At 51.4% G+C, this 19,905-nt stretch carries 17 protein-coding genes; 8 read left to right on the top strand and 9 right to left on the bottom strand.

Features of this window, described 5'->3' with window-relative positions; translation table 11 throughout:
- Window positions 1-490: 490 nt before the first annotated feature.
- From nadA to corA, 5 genes are all read right to left on the bottom strand, one after another.
- Window positions 491-1,474, bottom strand: coding sequence for a quinolinate synthase (nadA, locus tag VFG09_08320; protein HET6515150.1), 984 nt, complete (start codon window positions 1,472-1,474; stop codon window positions 491-493).
- Window positions 1,475-2,191, bottom strand: coding sequence for a lytic transglycosylase domain-containing protein (locus tag VFG09_08325; GenBank protein HET6515151.1), 717 nt, complete (start codon window positions 2,189-2,191; stop codon window positions 1,475-1,477).
- Between the two features lie 269 nt (window positions 2,192-2,460).
- Window positions 2,461-3,912, bottom strand: coding sequence for an NADPH-dependent glutamate synthase (gene gltA, locus VFG09_08330; protein ID HET6515152.1), 1,452 nt, complete (start codon window positions 3,910-3,912; stop codon window positions 2,461-2,463).
- Entirely contained in the window at window positions 3,912-4,775 is an 864-nt protein-coding gene (locus VFG09_08335; GenBank protein HET6515153.1) for a sulfide/dihydroorotate dehydrogenase-like FAD/NAD-binding protein, read from the bottom strand. Before VFG09_08335 ends, gltA begins: the two co-directional genes overlap by 1 nt.
- A gap of 235 nt (window positions 4,776-5,010) precedes the next feature.
- Complete coding sequence (gene corA / locus VFG09_08340; protein ID HET6515154.1) at window positions 5,011-6,063, bottom strand: magnesium/cobalt transporter CorA; 1,053 nt, start codon at window positions 6,061-6,063, stop codon at window positions 5,011-5,013.
- A gap of 406 nt (window positions 6,064-6,469) precedes the next feature.
- On the opposite strand from corA, the gene VFG09_08345 reads away from it, so the two are divergent.
- The 6 genes from VFG09_08345 (at window position 6,470) to dinB (ending at window position 11,387) form a co-directional block, all read left to right on the top strand.
- A complete protein-coding gene (locus VFG09_08345) occupies window positions 6,470-7,123 on the top strand; it encodes a SagB/ThcOx family dehydrogenase (protein ID HET6515155.1) in 654 nt (217 codons plus the stop codon).
- 61 nt (window positions 7,124-7,184) lie between these two features.
- A complete protein-coding gene (locus VFG09_08350) occupies window positions 7,185-7,721 on the top strand; it encodes a flavin reductase family protein (protein HET6515156.1) in 537 nt (178 codons plus the stop codon).
- A gap of 596 nt (window positions 7,722-8,317) precedes the next feature.
- A complete protein-coding gene (locus VFG09_08355) occupies window positions 8,318-8,917 on the top strand; it encodes a DUF3786 domain-containing protein (protein HET6515157.1) in 600 nt (199 codons plus the stop codon).
- 345 nt (window positions 8,918-9,262) lie between these two features.
- Window positions 9,263-9,865: a transcriptional repressor LexA gene (gene lexA, locus VFG09_08360; protein ID HET6515158.1), complete on the top strand. Its 603-nt coding sequence runs from the start codon at window positions 9,263-9,265 to the stop codon at window positions 9,863-9,865.
- A gap of 19 nt (window positions 9,866-9,884) precedes the next feature.
- A complete protein-coding gene (locus VFG09_08365) occupies window positions 9,885-10,127 on the top strand; it encodes a hypothetical protein (GenBank protein HET6515159.1) in 243 nt (80 codons plus the stop codon).
- A gap of 42 nt (window positions 10,128-10,169) precedes the next feature.
- Complete coding sequence (gene dinB, locus VFG09_08370; GenBank protein HET6515160.1) at window positions 10,170-11,387, top strand: DNA polymerase IV; 1,218 nt, start codon at window positions 10,170-10,172, stop codon at window positions 11,385-11,387.
- Window positions 11,388-11,437: 50 nt separating this feature from the next.
- Here the strand turns inward: dinB and VFG09_08375 are convergent, their stop codons facing one another.
- From VFG09_08375 to VFG09_08385, 3 genes are read right to left on the bottom strand one after another with little or no spacing between them, the layout of a single operon-like run.
- Entirely contained in the window at window positions 11,438-13,966 is a 2,529-nt protein-coding gene (locus tag VFG09_08375; GenBank protein HET6515161.1) for an FtsX-like permease family protein, read from the bottom strand.
- On the bottom strand, window positions 13,963-14,625 hold the full coding sequence (locus VFG09_08380; GenBank protein ID HET6515162.1) for an ABC transporter ATP-binding protein: 663 nt from the start codon (window positions 14,623-14,625) through the stop codon (window positions 13,963-13,965). The genes VFG09_08375 and VFG09_08380 overlap by 4 nt, the downstream gene beginning before the upstream one ends.
- Before the next feature lie 13 nt (window positions 14,626-14,638).
- Window positions 14,639-15,691, bottom strand: a complete 1,053-nt coding sequence (locus tag VFG09_08385) for a lipocalin-like domain-containing protein (protein HET6515163.1) — start codon at window positions 15,689-15,691, stop codon at window positions 14,639-14,641.
- 246 nt (window positions 15,692-15,937) lie between these two features.
- On the opposite strand from VFG09_08385, the gene VFG09_08390 reads away from it, so the two are divergent.
- Both VFG09_08390 and VFG09_08395 read left to right on the top strand, forming a co-directional pair.
- Window positions 15,938-16,996, top strand: a complete 1,059-nt coding sequence (locus tag VFG09_08390; protein HET6515164.1) for a hypothetical protein — start codon at window positions 15,938-15,940, stop codon at window positions 16,994-16,996.
- 3 nt (window positions 16,997-16,999) lie between these two features.
- Window positions 17,000-18,202, top strand: coding sequence for a methionine adenosyltransferase (locus VFG09_08395; protein ID HET6515165.1), 1,203 nt, complete (start codon window positions 17,000-17,002; stop codon window positions 18,200-18,202).
- Window positions 18,203-18,215: 13 nt separating this feature from the next.
- Here VFG09_08395 and argS read toward each other — a convergent pair whose 3' ends face one another.
- Complete coding sequence (gene argS, locus VFG09_08400) at window positions 18,216-19,856, bottom strand: arginine--tRNA ligase (GenBank protein ID HET6515166.1); 1,641 nt, start codon at window positions 19,854-19,856, stop codon at window positions 18,216-18,218.
- Window positions 19,857-19,905 lie beyond the last annotated feature (49 nt).

Genomic DNA, 19,905 nt, shown 5'->3' on the forward strand with positions numbered 1-19,905 from the left:
GACAAGATATGCCATACCACAAGTATACATAATAGGTACAACATTGTCAAGAGAAAAATGCACTTGGCCTTATTTTATGCTCTTTCAGACGCTATACGAGGCTGGATATCATTAGGTATGCAATTCAATGGCTAAATTGAACTCTAATTCCAATTACTTATGAGACATGGGAGATCCATCGGCGAAAGTCGGGTCTGACTGCCCGGGTATACGGGTAGAGTTCATCGCGCAATGTCTTTCGCATAAGAGCAATGAGAGCATCGTCAGGTGTGTAGCCTGAACCCTTCTTAAATCTCATGTCGCTTGCTGCTTGAACTTGAAGTAGGAGACTTCGTTGATCAGGGCAATGGCTTAACAGGTCTTCGGCAATCGCCCGTATGATCCTGAAATATAGGTCAGTGGACCTATCGATGCCGAAAAGGGAGTAAGTCTTGCCAGAAACTGCCTTGTAATATCCAGCCACGTTCATCGAGAATACAATCTCTCCCGATCAAACTATCTCCAGCATCCGGTCTAGGGCCCTTTTGGCAGGAACCCTTATCTCTTCAGGAACCTTTATGACGTGGGTCGTCTCTTTCAGTGCCCTGAGCACACTTTCGAGGGTCGTCTTTTTCATATTCGGACATATCATGTCTTTTCTGAGGGAATAAAAGGACTTCTGGGGATTCTCTTTCTTCATCCGATGGAGAATGCCCGTTTCCGTTCCTACGATAAACTCACTCGCCTCCGAGGCCTTTGCGAACCTGAGCATGCCGGAAGTGCTTGTCACATGGTCCGCAAGTTCGAGTACCTCAAGCCTGCACTCGGGATGAGCCATAAAGAGGGCCTTGGGGTGCTCTTTCCTCGCCTGCAAAACATCCCTCGCCGTCACCCTGTCATGGACATGGCAGAAGCCGTCCCATGCGATCACCTCCTTCTGGGTCTTCTTCTGGGCCCATTGGGAGAGGTTCTTGTCAGGAATGCAGATGACCCTGTCGCCGGGAAGAGATTCGACGACGCTGATTACATTAGCAGAGGTGCAGCAGATATCGCTCTCTGCCTTGACGTCGGCAGTAGTATTCACATACGCCACAACCGGCACACCGGGATACCTTGCCTTGATGTCCCGCAGAGTAAACTCATGAGGAAAGACGAAGGTGGGTTGAGCTTCATACCCGGGGAACCTCTTCAGGACCTTTCGCGGGGAGCTGACCTCAATCATCGCAGCCATCGGACATGTTGCGTCCGGTTCAGGTAGGAGAACGGTCTTTTCAGGAGAGAGAATTGAAGCACTCTCTGCCATAAAATGGACGCCGCAGAAAACGATCATCTCGCAATCGACCGTGGAGGCTGTCTTTGAAAGTTCGAGGGAATCGCCCACAAAATCGGCAATGTCCTGCACCTCGTCCCGCTGATAATTGTGGGAGAGGATTAGGGCGCGCCGCCTCTCCTTTAACTTCACGATCTCTTCCCTGAGACTCTGCATGTCAGACATCTAAAACCGCGGATTCTTCCTACTGAGGCTGAGGGGCGAGTTCGTGAAGAGAATGGTCCCGTCTTCATTCAGAACCTTGTAAATGGTTTCGCGTCGTTCTTTCGGACTTGCGGCGAGGGAAGACGGTGACAGGGAATAAGACGTCTTTCCGCCGTAGAGGGAGAGGACCCTCCTGATGTACTGCCGTGTCTCCGAGATCCTGGGGACAGAGCCGGACTTCTCGACCGTCCTTGGTCCGGCATTGTAAGCAGCAAGGGCGAGGGTCAGATCGCCTCCAAATTTCTCGATGAGATACTTCAGATACCGTGTTCCTCCATCAATATTCTCTTCAGGATCAAAGGGGTCCCTCACCTGAAGGTCATTTGCCGTTGTCGGCATCAGCTGCATAAGACCCTTTGCACCCTTCCTTGAAAGGGCATAGGGATTACCGTTGGACTCAGCCTTGATCACCGCATGGATCAATGACGGGTCCATCGCGTACTTGGCAGCTTTTTCCTTCACAATGCCATGGAACTCCTTCTTTTTGAGCCCTTCTTTTCCCTCTTCCCTCAACGCCGGAGAAGCGTCTTGACTCTTTATCACCCTTTCGTCGCTCTTGTTGAATGAAATATCTGTGTAACAGACGACCCCGTTTTTATCGACTGTCCTGTAGATGTCGGCATGGGAAACCGAAACAAACAGAAGTGTCATCACACAAGCGGCCAGGAAGAGTCTCATGAAAAAAATTGTATCAAATTACATGCCATAAAGTCCATTCATTTTGATCAATTCTTTGAAGGACTTGCGCTCACATGGTATACGCCCCTGTCAAAATATGTCAAAATACTCAATTCTCTGCCATAAAACGAACACCTCCCCCTTTCGGTGGCAGGTGTGCTTGACAGAAAAGAGTCCCCTTACCCCACATGCATAAAGTTCTAGGACCGGTACCCGATTCTCAGGCAGGAGTAAGTGTCATTGGCCGATCGCTTTTGGGTCAGGCCACCCTATTCCCAGGTCGCTTCGCCTTTAAGGAAATTGTTGATATCCGCTGCGGAGCGCTTGCCTGCCCCCATCGCGCTGATGACCGTCGCGGCGCCGGTCACAACGTCGCCACCTGCCCAGACGCGTCGCTTTTTCGTCCTCCCTGTTCCCTGATCGGCAACGGCAGTGCCGTGTTTCGTCCGGTCGAGGCCGTCGGCGTCAACAAAGACCAGAGGATTAGGGCTCGTGCCGAGGGCCATGATCACCGTATCGACTTCCATGTCAAATTCAGACCCCGGGACCGGCACAGGCTTCCTCCGTCCTGAGGAATCAGGCTCACCAAGTTCCATGCGGATACAGCGCATACCGAGGACATTACCCTTCTCGTCGCCATAAATTTCGAGAGGGTTCGTGAGGAAATCAAAGATCACCCCTTCTTCCTCAGCATGGTAGAACTCTTCCTCCCGTGCAGGCACCTCTTCACGGGAACGGCGATATACCATATGGACCTCTCCGGCCCCGTCGCCCGTCTGCCTTGCGAAAAAAGTTTGCAATCTCAGGCTGCAACGAACAGAATCCATTGCCACATTGCCGGCCCCGATTACGGCAACCTTTTTCCCGATCTTTACCGGAGTGTCATATTCGGGGAAACGGTACCCCTTCATAAGATTGACGCGGGTGAGAAACTCATTTGCCGACATGACGCCGTTATACTTGATCCCGGGAATGTTCATGAAGGACGGCAATCCCGCACCCGTTCCCAAAAAGACTGCGTCGTTTTCACTGAGGAGTTCATTCAACGTGAATGTACGGCCAATGACGTGATCGACCTTAATGTCGATCCCGAGGCATTCAACGGCATAGTCGATCTCTCCATGCACGACGTTTTTTGGCAGACGGAACTCGGGTATGCCGTATACGAGGACCCCACCCGGTCCATGGAGAGATTCATAAATGACGACCTCGTGGCCTACCCTTCCGAGATCAACCGCACAGGTCAGGCCCGCCGGTCCTGAACCGACGACAGCAACCTTTTTCCCGGTCTTTGGGGCCTTCACTAAAGGACAGGTCCGGGATGCCAACTCGAAGTCTCCCACAAAGCGTTCAAGCCTCCCGATGGCGACGGGTTCGCCCTTCTTGCCCAGGATGCAGTTGCCTTCGCACTGGACTTCCTGAGGACAGACCCTGCCGCAGATGGCTGGCAGATTATTCTTTACCTTCATCCATTCCACGGCCTTTACCATATCGCCTTCCCTGACGGCCTTAATAAACTGGGGGATCAGGACGCCGACAGGACAACCCTGGACACACTTGGGATCCTTGCACTGGAGGCAGCGTTCAGCCTCCTCCCGTGCCGTGTCGAGGCTGTAGCCGAGGGCAACCTCTTCGTAGTTTCCCCTCCGGGTAAACCGGTCCTGGTTGGGCATCTCATGCCGCTTTATCTGCATCCGTTCCTTTTGAGTCAGTTCAGCCATTATTTACCTCCGCCGACGGCAGCCCCTTCGAGCTTGCATATATGATCATAGTGTTCCACAGCAATACGTTCTTCTTTGCGATAGTACTGAAGGCGTGAGAGAAGACTTTCCCAATCGACTTTGTGGGCATCAAACTCAGGTCCGTCAACACAGACGAACTGCGCCCCCTCGGTGAGGAGCACCCTGCATCCACCGCACATGCCCGTCCCGTCAATCATGATCGTGTTCAGGCTGACGACCGTCGGCACGTTGTAGGCCTGTGTTGCCAGGGAGACGAACTTCATCATGATAGCAGGACCGATGGCCCATACGCGAGCAACCTTCCTGTCTTTCTTCTCCAGAAATTCCTTGAGGGGCTCCGTAACAATGGCCTTGCGGCCGTAGGAACCATCATCGGTACAGACGATGAGTTCGTCCGAAACTGCCCTCATCTTATCTTCCCAAAACAGCAGGTCTTTATTGCGGGCGCCGATGATGGTTATGACATTGTTGCCGGCCTCTTTCAACGACCGGGCTATGGGGTAGATAGGTGCGATTCCGACTCCGCCTCCCACACAGACAACGGTTCCGTAATTCTCTATCTCAGTGGGGTGGCCAAGGGGACCTGCAAAGGAGGAGAGTTCATCTCCGGGCCCCATCTTTCCGAGCTGGATCGTTGACTTTCCGACCTCCTGGAATATGATCGTTATGGTGCCTGCCTCTCTGTTATAGTCGGCGATGGTCAAGGGGATCCGCTCTCCATATTCATCTATTCGCACAATGATAAACTGCCCTGCCCTGGCAGCACGGGCTACGTGGGGAGCCTGAACCACCATGAGCTTTGTAACATCGCTCAGAACCTCTTTCTCAAGAATCTTGTACATGCCTGCCTCCTGTTAATGTTAACTGATTCTTTCAACCATATATATATAAAAATATCAGGTTTTACTTTATGTCTCTTGCGAATACCAAATGATATATATAGCTTTTCCATCTTGCCTTTTTCGGGATCATCCTCGCAGTTCTGCTCTCTCCTTGAGGATTATTAATTTTTCCAATGAACCTATTAACCTTACCATAAAAGCCGGAAGAGAGTCCATTTTTTATCACCAGTAATCTTTATAGCCACCTCTTCTTCTTGAAATATGCGACCATGGCGAGACCGATGGCGGCCATTATGGCAAGTACGGTGAAATAACCCCATCTCCACTTGAGTTCAGGCATAAATTCGAAGTTCATCCCATAAACACCCACGATGAATGTAAGAGGGATGAATATCGTTCCGATAATAGTGAGGAACTTCATGATCTCATTCATCCTGTTGCTGATGCTCGAAAGGTATATGTCGAGCATACCCGAAAGCATGTCCCTGGAGGTCTCAATCGTATCGATCACCTGAATGGTATGGTCATAGACATCCCTCAGGTAGAGCCTCGTTGTGTCCCTGACCAGTAAAGACTCCCCTCTCCCTAGCACATTGATCACCTCCCGCAGCGGCCAGACAGTCTTTCTCAGGAAGACCATCTCCCTTTTCAGACCATGGATTCCATGCAAGGTCTTGGATGTGGGATATGCCACAAGCTCCTCTTCCAGCGTCTCGATTTTCTCTCCTGTCTTCTCAAGGATCGCAAAGTAGTTGTCAACGACAGCATCGATAAGGGAGTATGCGAGGTAATCGGCGCCCATAGTCCTTATGCGGCCCTTCCCGCTTCTGATCCTCTCCCTGATCAGGTTAAAGACGTCACCATCGAGCCCCTCCTGAATGGAAATAACAAATTCACTGCCGAGGACGAGACTTATCTGTTCCGTAACGATCTCAGGACCTCTTTCCTGGTAAAGCATTTTGAGGACGATAAAGAGGTAGTCTTGATAATCCTCGATCTTCGGGCGCTGCTCCGTGTTCAGGATGTCTTCGAGGACAAGGGGATGTAACCCGAAACAATCACCGAGCTTCTGTATGATCTCTACCTGATGGAGCCCTTCCACATTGATCCACGATACCTCTGGTTTATCTTTGTCGGGAAGGCATTCATCAAGGGTCTTCGCCTCCCCCTCTTGAAAACCCGCCGCATCGTACTTGATGAAGGTGATCTTAACCTCTCCAGTCTTTCTCTCTCCGATGTGGACAAGGCTGCCAGGAGGAAGCCCACTTTTTTTAGATCTCCTCTTCATATATCTCTTCATATCCTCACCTCAAGCCTGTCGCACCGCAGATTCGGGCCCATCAGAAATCATGCATGCCTCCTTGTTTGCGACATATTGAGACCATTATACCAGATAAACCGCTCCCACCCTACGGCTGGTCGCCGTTCTTGCCAATGCTCATCTGTGTATGTCCGCCACAATTCAACGCGGCAACAGGATCTTTGCCTGGAGAAAAGGACGAGAAGTAAATCGAGCGTTCCATTGTTCGATACCAAGAACGAAGATCGTTGAACGTCGAAATCTAGCATGAATACAGACAACCGATGATGATCTGTCCTTCCCGCCGCCACACACCTTGAGACCCTGCTATAATGAAAGTAATATAACGGGCAATGAACGCAAGGCTTTCTAAAAAGACTGAAGGAGAAATGTAATGAAAAGAACAGTGTTTGTGATAGCTTCCCTGTCATGGGCCTTTTCAACAATTTTCACAGCTTGCGTTTTTGCCGAGGAGATTAAACTTGTCCTCCTTCCCAGCCCGCAGATTGAAGGAGGTAGACCTCTTATGCAGGCCTTGAAGGACAGAAGCTCTTCCCGATCATTTAGTTCGGAAAAGTTATCTTCACAGGTGCTTTCGAATCTCCTTTGGGCGGCTTTTGGGATAAATCGACCGGACTCGGGAAAGCGTACAGCTCCCTCAGCAGTGAATTGGCAGGAAATTGATATCTATGTCGCCACTGCCGATGGCCTCTATCTTTATGAGGCAAAGAGTCAGGCATTGAAGCTCATTCTGTCGGATGACATCCGCGCCCTGACGGGCCGGCAGGACTTTGTAAAGGAAGCTCCCGTTAGTCTTATCTATGTAGCAGATTTCGCACGGATGGGTACTGCACCTAAAGAGGACAGAGAGCTCTATTCGGCTGCTGATACGGGTTTCATTGGCCAGAATGTTTACCTGTATTGCGCTTCCGAACGTTTGGCGACTGTTGTGCGAGGATCGATCGACAGGCTGACCCTGGCGAAGGCGATGAAGCTGCGACCTGATCAGAAGATCATTCTGGCGCAATCAGTGGGATATCCTAAATAATAGCTGTGGCTTCTAAATGTTCATAACATGGACCGCATAAATCATTGAAGCATGTGCCGATATGGCCAAGAGATCCTTTCCGTTGTCGAAAGTGTATGGCTTGCTCGAACCCGGGCCTGTTGTGATGGTAACGACAGTCCGGAAGGGGCGGCCCAACATCATGACTATGTCATGGCATACGATGATGGAGTTCGAGCCGCCGATCGTCGGTTGCGTAATCAGCAATCGAAACTACACCTTCGATATTTTAAAAGCAACGAAGGAATGCGTGATCAACATCCCGACAAGAGCGTTGGCAGAAAAGGTGGTACAATGCGGGAATACCTCCGGACGAACGGTCGACAAGTTCAGGGCCTTTGGCCTCACTCCGAAACCCGCCTTCCGCGTTGCGGCTCCGCTCATCGACGAGTGCTATGCGAATCTGGAATGCAGGGTCATCGATGCAAGGATGGTGGAGAAATACAGCTTCTTCATCCTCGAGGTGCTTAAGGCATGGATCAATGCGGCAACGAAAGACCCACGAACGATTCATCATCGCGGGAGAGGCACCTTTATGGTTGCCGGCGAGACGATCAGGCTTCCCTCAAGAATGAAATAGTTTCACCCGTTAAGCTGTACTCGCCTGCTCGGGCCGCCGGCGACTTGAGGATTCGAGACCGGTCTTGGGTGGTAAGCCTAATCGGAAACTGCCACCCTAGCAGAGCAAACGAGTGCAACGGGATCGAACATTATATGCCAAGCCTCTCTTTGCAGAGAATGCAAAATCCCGGTTCCGGCAGGCAGCATGAAGACAGGAACGCGCTTATGAGTAAACTCGAAAAAGGGTTGCCTGCGGAAAAAATCTGCAGGAGTAAAAAAACAGTTGACATTCCCTTTAAAAGGGTGTATTTTGGAATCAAGAAGAGCGGTTGTAAAAGGTAGTGTTATCGCTCCTCTCTGTTTCGGGGTCGTAAGCCGTAACGTTTTGTGACGTAAGGCTAAAAGAAGTGAAGTCGTGAGATGATTAGTCTCAATGATTTTCCGAACAGAAGAGGAAAGCGGACACTACCTTTTTTTGCGTCTCTCACAGCCTTCGTCATGAGCCATCTACCGTTTCTGTCCATCAGGTGATCTCCCGCGACTCACTTAACTCATCAAACCGCTTCGGGCTCTATTCTTCTGTTTTCACGATGACTATTTTTATTATAATAGGTGATGCCGACAGGAGAAGAAAAAGTATGGGAAACCCTCGCCACCCTTGATCCGGCAGACGTCTGCAGGAGGACGGATGCTGCCTTCGATCCTGAAGCCGGTCTCTACATCCTGAAATCCTTCGGTAAGGACTTCGCCATCTCGCTTCGGGACAGAAAGATTTCGAGCACCGTTCACGGCACGGATCTTTTTCTCCAGAAGCTCGGTTATTTCTTCAGGCTTTCGGCCATCGGATATCTCGCCATGGCAAGGGATGTCTTTCCGACGGGAAGGCTCGTTAACCCGGCAAATATGCAGAGCGGACAGCTCTTCTTCAGGGGATCTCATGTGCTTCCCCTTGACAGCATCGCAGACAAGTATGGAAATGACAGGGAAGGATTTCTCAAGAAAGGTATGGAATTAGGCGGAGAGATGCTCGGGTACGGTGACGCCTCACTGAGTCTCAGGCCCCTTCCACGGGTCCCTGTAATATCCATCCTCTGGAACGGGGACGAGGAATTTCCCCCACGTGCAGACCTCCTGTTCGATTCGTCGTGCGAGATACAACTGCCGATAGACGTTGTGTGGGCAATCGCAATGCTGTGCGTTCTCGGCATGCTCTAGGTGTATAATACCCATATGAGGACGTTGCTGCTGGAGAAGCGCTACTCCGAAACGACCGGGAAACTTCATGTTCCTTGTCCCCATCGGGAAAGTACCGGCGTCCGCGTGCATGTTGTCATAAAGGATGGTTATTGCTACCGCTCAGACTCGTGCATGGTCATCAAGTGCAGATATAACCGTCTGCAGTCAGACATCTCTTTACTCCTCTCGTTAACCTGGTAGCACTGTTACAAAGACTATCATTTAACAGAGCCCCCTTCAGGAGATCCCTCCAAGAACCGAAAAAAAAATCCTCTTGACAAATCTCTTGTAATAGTATACAAATGTAAATATACAGAGGTAAACGTGCAAGGGCCGACGGAAAGACAGAATAAGATCATCGAATTCCTGAAGTCTTATATCAAAGACCATGGATATCCCCCTACCATGAGAGAGATTGGAGAGCATTTCGGCTTCTCCTGGCCAGCGGCAAAAGGCCATCTCAATGCCCTCGAAAGAAAGGGCCTCATCCGTGTCAATCCCTTCACATCCCGGGGCATCGAGATCCCTGGGCAAAAGGGGAGAGAAACCCTAGAACTGCCTGTTGCAGGCAAGATTCGGGCGGGGAGACCGGTCCTCGCAGTAGAAGAGAAAGAGAACTTTATACTCGTTGACAGGGAACTCTTCAGGAATAGAGATGCCTTTGCGTTGAAGATCACGGGAGAGAGTATGTCTGAGGCGGGGATTTTTGACGGAGACTTTGTGGTCGTGAGCCCGCAAAGGGAGATAAAGAGCGGTGAGATAGGCGTCTTCCTCATAGGCGAAGAGGCGACGGTTAAGAGGGTCTCGATCAGGAAAGGCTCGGTGACGCTCATCCCCGCAAACAGAGCGATGGAACCGGTAACGTATAAGCCTGGAGAGGTTGAGATCATTGGGAAGGTCATCGGCGTTATCAGAACCATGATGTAAGATCTCACAGGAGATGACTGTGGAATACATCGGTGAAAGCATAAGCGTCATTGCCTCCTTTGGGTTGCCCTATAAGGTACGGCCCGTGAGGTTTCGCTGGAGCGGGAAGATCCTCGACGTAAAGGAGATCACCTATACATGGACGACGAACGAAAGGCAGAGCAAGGTCTATCACTTCTCGATCTCTGACGGGAAGACCTTATACGAACTGAGCTTCGATACCTCGTCTCTCCTCTGGAGACTCGAAGGGCTCGATTCATGAATTGCCTCGCCTCCAGAGGAGATTCGGGTACTGGTTAATCTCATGCACCGTATCATCCTCTGCATTGATATGGACGCCTTTTTTGCATCGGTGGAGCAGAAAACGAACCCCCGCCTCAGAGGCAAGCCCATCGGTGTCATCGGCTCGAATAAAAGAACGGTCATAACGACCGCCTCCTATGAGGCTCGAAAGTTCGGTGTCAAGACCGGCATGAACATCTGGGAAGCGAAGAAGGCCTGTCCCCAGCTAATCCTCGTCATAGGCACCAATTCGCGGTATACTCACACCTGTACGGGTCTTTCAGAACTCTATAAACGATACACCCCCGATGTTGAGATATACTCTGTGGATGAGGCCTTTCTCGATGTGACGACCACTCACCATCTCTTTGGAGGGCCCGAGGAGATTGGCCGTTCAATAAAACAATCAGTAAGGGAGATTTTCGGCATCAACTGCACCGTCGGTATCGGCCCGAACATTCTCGTCGCAAAACTCGCAAGCGATCTCGGGAAACCTGACGGGCTCAAGTGGATCAGCCCCGAAAGCATCGGAAAAGAACTCGAAGATCTTCCGGTGAAGGAACTCTGGGGCATCGGCTCCAGGATCAACGACAGGCTTGGGCTCCTCGGGATCAGGACCTGTGGGGAACTTGGCAGGGCACCTTCAAGCCTCCTGAGAAACAAGTTCGGGATCTATGGTGAAACGCTTAAGGCTATGGGACTGGGCGTTTGCAACAGACCGATACAGACAGGTCCCGAAGAGGCGAAATCCATAGGCCACAGCATGACACTGCCGAGAGATATCGGAGAGAGAAAGGAGATTGAGGCCCATCTCCTCGATCTGAGTGAAAAGGTCGGCAGGAGGGCAAGGAGACACGAATACCTCGGGAAAACGATATCTCTCATCATACGGTATGCTGACTTTGAGACTTTCTCACGACAAAGCAAACTCCCCCGCTTCACCAACGATACGCACGTCATCTATGAGGGGGCGATGAGGCTCATTGACGCAATAAGGCTTAGGAATAAGATCAGGCTCCTCGGCGTCTGCCTTTCGACACTCATCAGAGACCCTCATCAGATCCCCCTTATAGAGGGAGAACGAAAGAGGAAGGCCATTCTCAAGGCCATGGATTATCTGAATGACCGGTTTGGGGAGTGTCACATCACATGGGGCAGCCGCTTCATGGACGAGAAAGCGGCAGGCGTCATCTCACCATCATGGAGACCGTCAGGCGTGAAGAGAACGCCTGTGATCTAAGCAGCGGAAAAACAAGATCCAGCATCTTCCGGATGGATGACAACCAATCGTCACTCGAAACTGATATGCCTCATGGGATCGATCTTTTCGGCAACCCTCGACGGGAGGTATCCGGCAAGCAACGTCGTGAAAAAGAGTACCACGCCGACGAAAGAGAGATACAGGACCGGCACACTAAAGTCGACCCTCCAACCGAAGGATATCTCATTGATGACTCGGATAAAGATCACGCTCATGACCGAACCTATGACAGAGCCCAAGAGTATGCCGGAAATCCCCACGACACCGGCAGAAAGGACGAGGACCTGCCTGATCTGGTTCCAACTCCCGCCAAGATATCTGAAAATGCTTATCTCCCTCTTTCTTTCGAGGACAAAGGCAAGGAGGCTATTGACCACCCCTATGAGGGATACGATAATCGAGATGAGCTCGATCGCATAGGTCACTGCGAAGCTTCTCTCGAAAATGGTCAAGACCTTTCCACGCAGATCATGATTATTCAGGATCTCGAGGGCATACCGTCCCGCCACCTTTTCTCTCAGTTTTCTGACAAAGAGGTCAGGGTCGGAACTCTCCTTCAGATAGACGCTCACCTGTGTGGCATCGTCGAGCCCCCAGTATTCCCTTAGCCATTTCCTGTCCATAAAAATGAACCCCGACGCCGTAGAGTAACTCGTAAAGGTATCGAAAATCTTAAATGCAACATTTCCCTTTGCTGTCGGAAGCTCTATCACATCACCCTTTTTCAGGCCATACTGCATACTCAGATAATGAGAGATTGAGAGCTGCCTCGACCGTTCGAGAATCCCTGCTCGCTCCCGGCGCTCTCTGTCGCCATGGAGAGGCGAGAACTTCCTCTGGGCCTCGAGGTCCGCAAAGCCCGCTACCACCTTCCTGCCGAAGAGCTCGACCTCGAGGCTCCTGAATCGGTCGATTCCTTTCACTTCGGGAAGACTCTCGATGATCGGTACGATATCGTCGGGCAGGGGATTCGAACAGAAGTTCGACACGCATGAGGCGGGTTTGACATAGACGTCGGCGGCAATGGTACTCTCTATCCACGCAACAAGGGATTTCCTGAATGAGGATATGAGCGTAAGAAGAGCAATGACAAGCGCACAACTCACGGCAACGCTCATCAAGGCAACAGAAAACCGATAGATATTTCCCATCATATCCCCCATGGCGATCTTTCCCGTCGGACCGAATATCTTCTCCACAGATCCCCTGAAAAGGCCCAGAATAATCGAAAGATAGGAGGGCGAGAGAAGGGTAAAACCCGCAATAAGGGAGAGGATTCCACCGTATGCGAGAAAAGGGAAGCCGAAGGGCATGAAAAAATAGTCGAGACATGAGAGGCATATTCCAATCGCTATACCTGACCATCCGGCGATAGAAAGACACTTCCGGTATGCCCTGTACCTGCCCTCAAAGGAGCCTGGTCTCAAACTCTCGTTCGGTTTGATCTTTGCGGCTTCATAAGAAGGTATCGCTGAGGCAAGGAAGGAGACGGAAAGACCAAGGAGCAGGGCCCGTAAGGCATCTCCCTGCCTTACAGCATAATCTGCTATCGACACCCCGCCATAGATGCTCGATATGGTCTTGCTGATAGCAAGAGCGGAGAAGTAAGCCGCAACCTGTCCAACAGCGATACCCATGATCGATCCCGCGATCCCGAGGACCATGCCATGGACCGTGAAGAGCATGACTACCGTCTTTCTTCCTGTGCCAAGGCCCCGGAGAATTCCGATCTCTCTTCGTCTCTTCACTACCGAAAGAAATACGGTGTTGTAGAGGAGAAAGAGCCCGACAAGAACCGCGACGAGGCTGATGAATTCGGTATTGTACCTGAAAGACCTCACAACGGCCCTCCGGTTACTGAGAATTCCCTCAGCCTTCTCGATGCTGAGACGGGGATGGAGGATCTTTCGTATCTCATCAACCTTCTCCTCATTGACCGGAAGGTCGATCCTCGAAAGATATCCAACCTTGTCGAAGTATTCCTGAAAATTTCCGATGTCCATGACCGTAATGCCCGGAAACAGGGACTCCGAGTCCAGGATATCCGTTATGCGCAACGGGTATTCCCTGTTATAGACCAACGCCCTTAGTTCATCTCCCTTCTTCAGTCCATACTTGTCGGAAAGGGCCCTCGTGATCATGATGCCGTTCTCCTGCCGGTAGAATGCCTCAACGTCCAAATTCTTACCGGGAGAACGTCCGAGGAAACGGACAGCCCTGGCAGTGCAGATACCCTCGATATCAATGGACTGACCGATGGCCGGGATATAGCCAGTTGTTTTAAGGGCGGGGACTGCGTCTATGTCCATCTTGAGAACCTCTCCGTAGACATTCTCGTCAAAGTCGATTCCCGCCCTGTCGAGAATGAGATAGGGGGCAGAGGGGTTTATGCCCTGGACCTTTGCCTCAAAAGAGGCCACTGCCCTGTCGGACGCGATCTTCACACCGATGAAGAGTCCTGTTCCGAGGGCAACACCGATAATGGACAACAGGGTGAGGAATTTCTCTTCCCGTATGTTCCGGAAGACAAAGAGACTGATAAACTTCACAAGTATCATGAACGACTTCTCTCTCCTGTCCCGATCACACCATCCCTTATCGTCACTATCCGGTCTGCGTACCGGGCGACATGGTGTTCATGAGTCACCATCACAATCGTTTTGCCCGCAGCTTCCATGAGCTTCTTGATGAGGTCCATGATCATTACGCCCGTATGGCTGTCGAGACTTCCCGTGGGTTCATCGGCAAGGATGATGTCAGGGTCATGGACGAGGGCCCTTGCGATGGCAACGCGCTGCTGCTCTCCTCCTGAGATGTGATAGGGATAGGAAGCTTGTTTCTCTTCCAGCCCCACACGCCTGATCATCTCGATGACTCTCCCCTCATCTCTCATCCCATTCAGGAGAAGGGGCAACTCGACATTCTCGAAGACCGTGATGTTCGGCAGGAGATTGAAGGACTGAAAGATGAAGCCTATCCTCTTCCTCCGGTGGAGCGTAAGCTGCTCTTCGGAGTATGACGATATCTCTTCTCCGTCAATAATGATCCTACCCCTGTCTGCATTGTCCATGGCACCGATGAGATTGAGAAGCGTCGATTTCCCGGAGCCCGAACTGCCCGTGACGGAAAGGAACTCGCCCTCCCCGACCTCGAGGTCGATACCCTTCAAGACCCTTGTCTGACCGTAAGACTTCTCGACGCCCTCGAGTCGTATCATGAAACTCCCCATATCAGTACCCCGTCATTTCGACATAGGCCCTTCCCCCTGCCGTTCCCTCGATTCTCGCCGTTCCTTCCCAGTAGAAATTCCCCGTTGAATACCTGGCCAGGAACTCCTGATCCTTGATCAACGGAGTAACGGTGAGCAGAAGATTCTCTGAGGGTATATGTATCTGCCACCGCGATGGATAATAAGCACCCGTTTTTTCCGACCGGAAATGGTCCAGCACCGTCACGGTAAAATCCCTGAGAGCAAGGCTCCTATAACTGCCGTCCCCGTAAACAAAGGTCCCCGACGAAAAGGTATCGATCATTCCGTCCGTTTTCCTCAGGAGATAGAGCATGATCTCCCTTCCGTCGTCGAGCTGGAGGGCAAACCAGTCCCAACCTTTCTCACTCTTTGCCAATCCCTCTGAAGATATCTCTCTGTCGAACCAGCTCTTTCCCTTCACCCTGAAGGTCATGTTGTCCATGCTGATCGTCCCTTCGGTCTCAAGGTCTGTGAAAGAAAAATAGCAGGATGCATAGAGAGGCGACTCCTCGGACTTCCGTGAATATCCGTGCTCTCCGTGCAGAACCACCGGTCTTGTCGGGACAAGATTGAGATCGAGGGAGATGTTTCCTTCGGAGGCCGTGAGATGCATCCTCTCCGTCGTCCCCTGAAGGGAGTCCTTACCAATCCAAACCTTCAGCCGATCGTCCCTCGCGCCGGCAGAGTCGAAGGCGCCGGAATCAGCCCTTTCAAAAGAGCGATATGATTTTCCTTCCACATCGGAAAGAGCAAGATGAGAAATGAAGAGGGTATTCACACCGAACCTCGACCGATAGACCCTTTTCTGGATGCCAACGCCAAAGAAGGTCAGTTCATATCCGAACTCCCTGCCCTTCTCATCGAAGAGATGGCCGGTAAAGTACCACCACTGCACTCTGAAATCCGGCTTGTAATAAAAGTCCTCAGGGAACTTCGGATAGTAATCCGGAGTCACATCACGGTACTCCCCTGCAAAGACAGGAGCACCGGCAAGGAATGCTGTTATGAGGAATGCCAGAAAGAGCTTTTGCAACGATGCCCTCCAGTATTTGTCATAACCTGTCTCCTCATTTTTTGAGATCCCTGGACATCCTTCATTATACCCGCTCCATGCTGCCGTGAGAAGCTCATCCCTTACTGCCGCTCATGAAAGAGAACGGCTTGCATTGCCTCTCCTTCTGTGCTATGAGTGTAAGTGTCCACGGCGCTTTCAGGCAACCATATGGACTTTTCCGGAAGCTCCCTGTTAAATAGAAGCAGAGACGTAGGAGTCAGGACCTTGGAAGAGGATGATCTCATAGCGCAGGTAAAGCTGAACTGCAATATCTCGGACGCGAAGTCCTGGGGATTTTATTCGATCTGCGGGCTCCTCTTGAGGCTCAGGGAACTCTACCGGAGTGAACACAGCCTTATGCCCTGGGATGCAATACCGCAGACAGAGATATCCGAATGGATCGGCTCAAGAGAAAAAGACTGGGAGAGACTGGGAGAAGACGACCTCCATGAAATGGAGATCGATGAAAGACGGTATGATCCCTTTGCCGTTCATGAGATAAACATTGCCCTGAAGAGCCATGGCCTTCTCTACGGAGGCGGTTATGGCATGTTTCATAAGCCCACCTTCTTTCTCGCACTTCGCAGCGACGAGCGTGAACTCTATGATTATCACATCTATTATGCCGGCAGGGAACTTTGTCGCGATATATCGGCGTCTGTAGCAATGCTTCAGGGAAGATGCATATTCATACGACAGGAACAGATCAATCTTCTCCTCTGGGAAAAGCTGGCGGAATCAAAGGCACGGAGGTTCAGGGGCTTTTTGGAAGAGGCATTTTCCTCCTATGGCGTCGAAAGAAGAGAGGAATTGTCAGGAGCACTGCAGGAGAAGATCAGGACAATCTCCCGCGACATCACCGACCTCTTTCTCTTCCATGAAATCGGCGAGGCCTTTGAAGATGATCGCTCTGAGGAGTGGCTGTCGATCCTTGACACGACGCAGGACAAATGGACCGAAATCTACCTCAGGGGCATCAAAGACCTCCTCGCAGATACCTCTGAGAAGGGACCCCTTCAGTTCATCATGAATCGGAAAAACGTGGGGCTCATGAATTTCTATATGGCTCTCATCCTTGGCATACGAAAGGAGCTCTTTCCCGAGATGATCGATGCCTTTGGCCGCTTTACAGTCAATGGTGACTGGTCTCTCATCGAGGAGGCCAGGTCAGAGGGTTACCGGAAGGCCTCAGGACTGAAAAGCGAAATTCTGTCCCTCGCAGGTGGAAGGACGGAAATAATCAAGGACTATCTTAAGACCCGGAAAAAGGGTGGATGGCGTTGACCGATGATCGCTGTCGAGACCTATAGGGGAACTCCGGTCACCGCACACCGTGTCGAGATCGTCGAGAGAAAGGGTACCGGACATCCGGACTTCATGTGCGACTCCATTATGGAGGCAATATCCGTAGCCCTGAGCAGGGAATACGAGAAGACCTTCGGAACGATCCTCCATCACAATATCGATAAAGGTCTCCTCGCAGCAGGCAGGACATCGAAGACCTTCGGCGGAGGCAGGGTCATAAGGCCCATGGAGCTTACCATCGGAGACAGGGCCACATTCATGGGAGACGGCAAAGAGATACCGGTAAAGGAGATCGCAAGAGAATCAGCAAAGGAGTGGATACGGAAACATCTGCGATTTGTCGACCCTGAGAAGCATGTCAGATACCGGGTTGTCCTTGCGCCGGGCTCAGAAGAACTTACCGACATATTCAGGAGATCGGGAAAAATCAGACCGGCGAATGACACGTCTGCGGCCGTGGGCTACTACCCCATGAGTCCCACGGAGACCGTCGTCCTTGAACTCGAAAGATACCTAAATTCAAGAAATTTCAAAACACAATACCCCGACACCGGAGAAGACATAAAGGTGATGGGGCTTCGCTCGGGTAATGCTCTCGATCTGACGGTGGCAATGCCCCTTCTCGCTCACTTCATCAGTTCAGAGGAAGAATATTTTTCCAGGAAAGATGTGATCCTCAGGGATATGGCCGGGTTTCTCAGGAGGTATACAGGCTTCGGAGAGGTCAGGGTTCACTTCAATACCCTTGACGAGAGAGGCAGAGGTCTGAATGGAATCTATTTGAGTCTCCTCGGAACATCCGCTGAGGATGCTGATTCAGGCCAGGTAGGACGGGGCAACAGGGTAAATGGTCTCATCTCGATGAACAGACCCATGGGAACAGAAGCCGCAGCAGGGAAAAACCCCGTCAGCCACGTGGGGAAGATCTATAATGTTCTGGCACACTCTCTGGCGCGCAGGATTTACGGAGAGATCGAAGGTCTGAGCGAAGTGTATATCCTTCTCCTCAGCACGATAGGGACACCCATTGACAAACCCCAGATGGCTTCAGCGCAGGTCTTGACTCATGGAAGGCTGAAGCTGAGGGATATTTCGAAGAAGATCACCGCAATCATCGAGAGAGAACTGGCCGATATTAGGAAGTTTTGCAAGGAGCTCAGCAGGGGGAAATATCCGGTGTGCTGACTGGAGCGTCGGATTACATCTTCTCGGGTGCACTGAGACCAAGGATCTCGAGGCCATCTCTCAGTGCGATCCGTACAGCATCGCAGAGGGCAAGGCGTGCCTTGGTGAGTTCAGCATCTTCAGTGATTACCCGATACCTGTTGTAGTAAGGATGGAACAGTGCCGCCAGTTCCTGGAGATAGAATGTTATCCTGTGAGGTTCACGGGAAAGGACGGCCCCTGTAAAGATCATGGGATACGTCAGGAGCTTCTTAACCATCCTCAGTTCTTCCGGCGCCGAGAGAAGAGCGGTGTCGGCTTCCTGAAGGTCTTCCGGCCTTATCCCCTTTTCTCCGGCCTTGCCGAAGATACTGTTGATCCTGGCATTCGCGTACTGCACATAGAAGACCGGGTTCTCTGCTGACTGCTCCTTCGCCACCTCAAGGTCGAATTCAAGATGGCTGTCAGGCCGTCTCGTGAGAAAGATGAACTTCGTCGTATCTGCTCCGACTTCGTCTATCACCTCTCTCAGGGTGACAAATTCGCCGGCCCTCTTTGACATCTGGACAGGTTTCCCTCCCCTGAGAAGGGTCACCATCTGAACAAGGAGGACCCTGAGGTGGTCAGGCGGATACCCCAATGCCTCGATCACAGCCTTCAGCCTCGAAATATATCCATGATGGTCTGCGCCCCAGATATCGACGATCTCATCAAAGCCCTTCTCGATCTTCTTCCTGTGATAAGCGATGTCCGAAGCGAAATAGGTATACTCCCCGTCGCTCTTGACGATGACCCTGTCTTTGTCGTCATGGAACCTCGTTGCCTGAAACCAAAGGGCGCCGTCCTTCTCATAGAGATGTCTCCGGTGCCTGAGATCATCAACCGCGTTCTCCACATCATTCGTTGTGTAAAGCTCGCGCTCGCTCTGCCAGGCATCAAAGACGATTCCAAAGTCCTTCAGGTCCTTCTCTATCTCCCTGAGCATCTCCCTATAGGAAAAATCTGTAAAGAACTCTGCAGCATCCTGAAAGCTCGTCTCGGAATATCTCTTTCCCTGGAGATCGATGATCTTCCTTGCTATGCCCTCAATATAGCCTCCCCGGTATCCATCTTCAGGAAAGGGATACTCAATCCCGAGGAACTGTTGGTACTTCGCGAAGACCGAGAGTCCCAGGATCTTCACCTGTCTCCCTGCGTCATTGATGTAATATTCCCTCTCAACCTCATATCCTCCGGCCTCGAGGAGGTTTGAGAGCGCTGCGCCAACGGCAGCGCCCCGTCCGTGGCCCAGGTGTAACGGCCCCGTCGGATTGGCGCTCACAAATTCTATCTGTATCCTCTTTCCCTTGCCCACCTCTTCCCTCAAAAAGGCCTTCTTATGCTTCAGGAGGTCCATGAATTGGGCAGAAAGGTATTTCCTTGAGAAGGTGAAGTTTATGAAACCGGGCCCGGCGATCTCGATCTTTTCGAAGGCCTCCAGGGTTCCAAGGGAACGGACGATCTCCTCAGCGATCTTCCTCGGTGATTGCCTGAGGGCCTTTGCCAGACCCATGGCGACGGGAGTCGAAAGATCCCCGAAATGTTCTTCCCGCGGTATTTCGAGTTCCACCGAAATACCCTCACCGCCGATCCTCTGTACAACCTGTTCTATGATCGTCTTTACGCTCTTCTTCATCGTGATAAAGTTTAATCGCACCGCTGGTTAAAGTCAATCGTTTTGGAAA

The sequence above is a fragment of the Thermodesulfovibrionales bacterium genome (assembly GCA_035686305.1).
GTDB lineage: Bacteria > Nitrospirota > Thermodesulfovibrionia > Thermodesulfovibrionales > UBA9159 > DASRZP01.

Bases quoted from the DNA above. Each gene is read 5' to 3' on its own strand.
- nadA (HET6515150.1), bottom strand. From the start codon at position 1,474: ATGTCTGACATGCAGAGTCTCAGGGAAGAGATCGTGAAGTTAAAGGAG.
- VFG09_08325 (HET6515151.1), bottom strand. From the start codon at position 2,191: ATGAGACTCTTCCTGGCCGCTTGTGTGATGACACTTCTGTTTGTTTCG.
- gltA (HET6515152.1), bottom strand. From the start codon at position 3,912: ATGGCTGAACTGACTCAAAAGGAACGGATGCAGATAAAGCGGCATGAG.
- VFG09_08335 (HET6515153.1), bottom strand. From the start codon at position 4,775: ATGTACAAGATTCTTGAGAAAGAGGTTCTGAGCGATGTTACAAAGCTC.
- corA (HET6515154.1), bottom strand. From the start codon at position 6,063: ATGAAGAGGAGATCTAAAAAAAGTGGGCTTCCTCCTGGCAGCCTTGTC.
- VFG09_08345 (HET6515155.1), top strand. From the start codon at position 6,470: ATGAAAAGAACAGTGTTTGTGATAGCTTCCCTGTCATGGGCCTTTTCA.
- VFG09_08350 (HET6515156.1), top strand. From the start codon at position 7,185: ATGGCCAAGAGATCCTTTCCGTTGTCGAAAGTGTATGGCTTGCTCGAA.
- VFG09_08355 (HET6515157.1), top strand. From the start codon at position 8,318: ATGCCGACAGGAGAAGAAAAAGTATGGGAAACCCTCGCCACCCTTGAT.
- dinB (HET6515160.1), top strand. From the start codon at position 10,170: ATGCACCGTATCATCCTCTGCATTGATATGGACGCCTTTTTTGCATCG.
- VFG09_08375 (HET6515161.1), bottom strand. From the start codon at position 13,966: ATGATACTTGTGAAGTTTATCAGTCTCTTTGTCTTCCGGAACATACGG.
- VFG09_08380 (HET6515162.1), bottom strand. From the start codon at position 14,625: ATGATACGACTCGAGGGCGTCGAGAAGTCTTACGGTCAGACAAGGGTC.
- VFG09_08395 (HET6515165.1), top strand. From the start codon at position 17,000: ATGATCGCTGTCGAGACCTATAGGGGAACTCCGGTCACCGCACACCGT.
- argS (HET6515166.1), bottom strand. From the start codon at position 19,856: ATGAAGAAGAGCGTAAAGACGATCATAGAACAGGTTGTACAGAGGATC.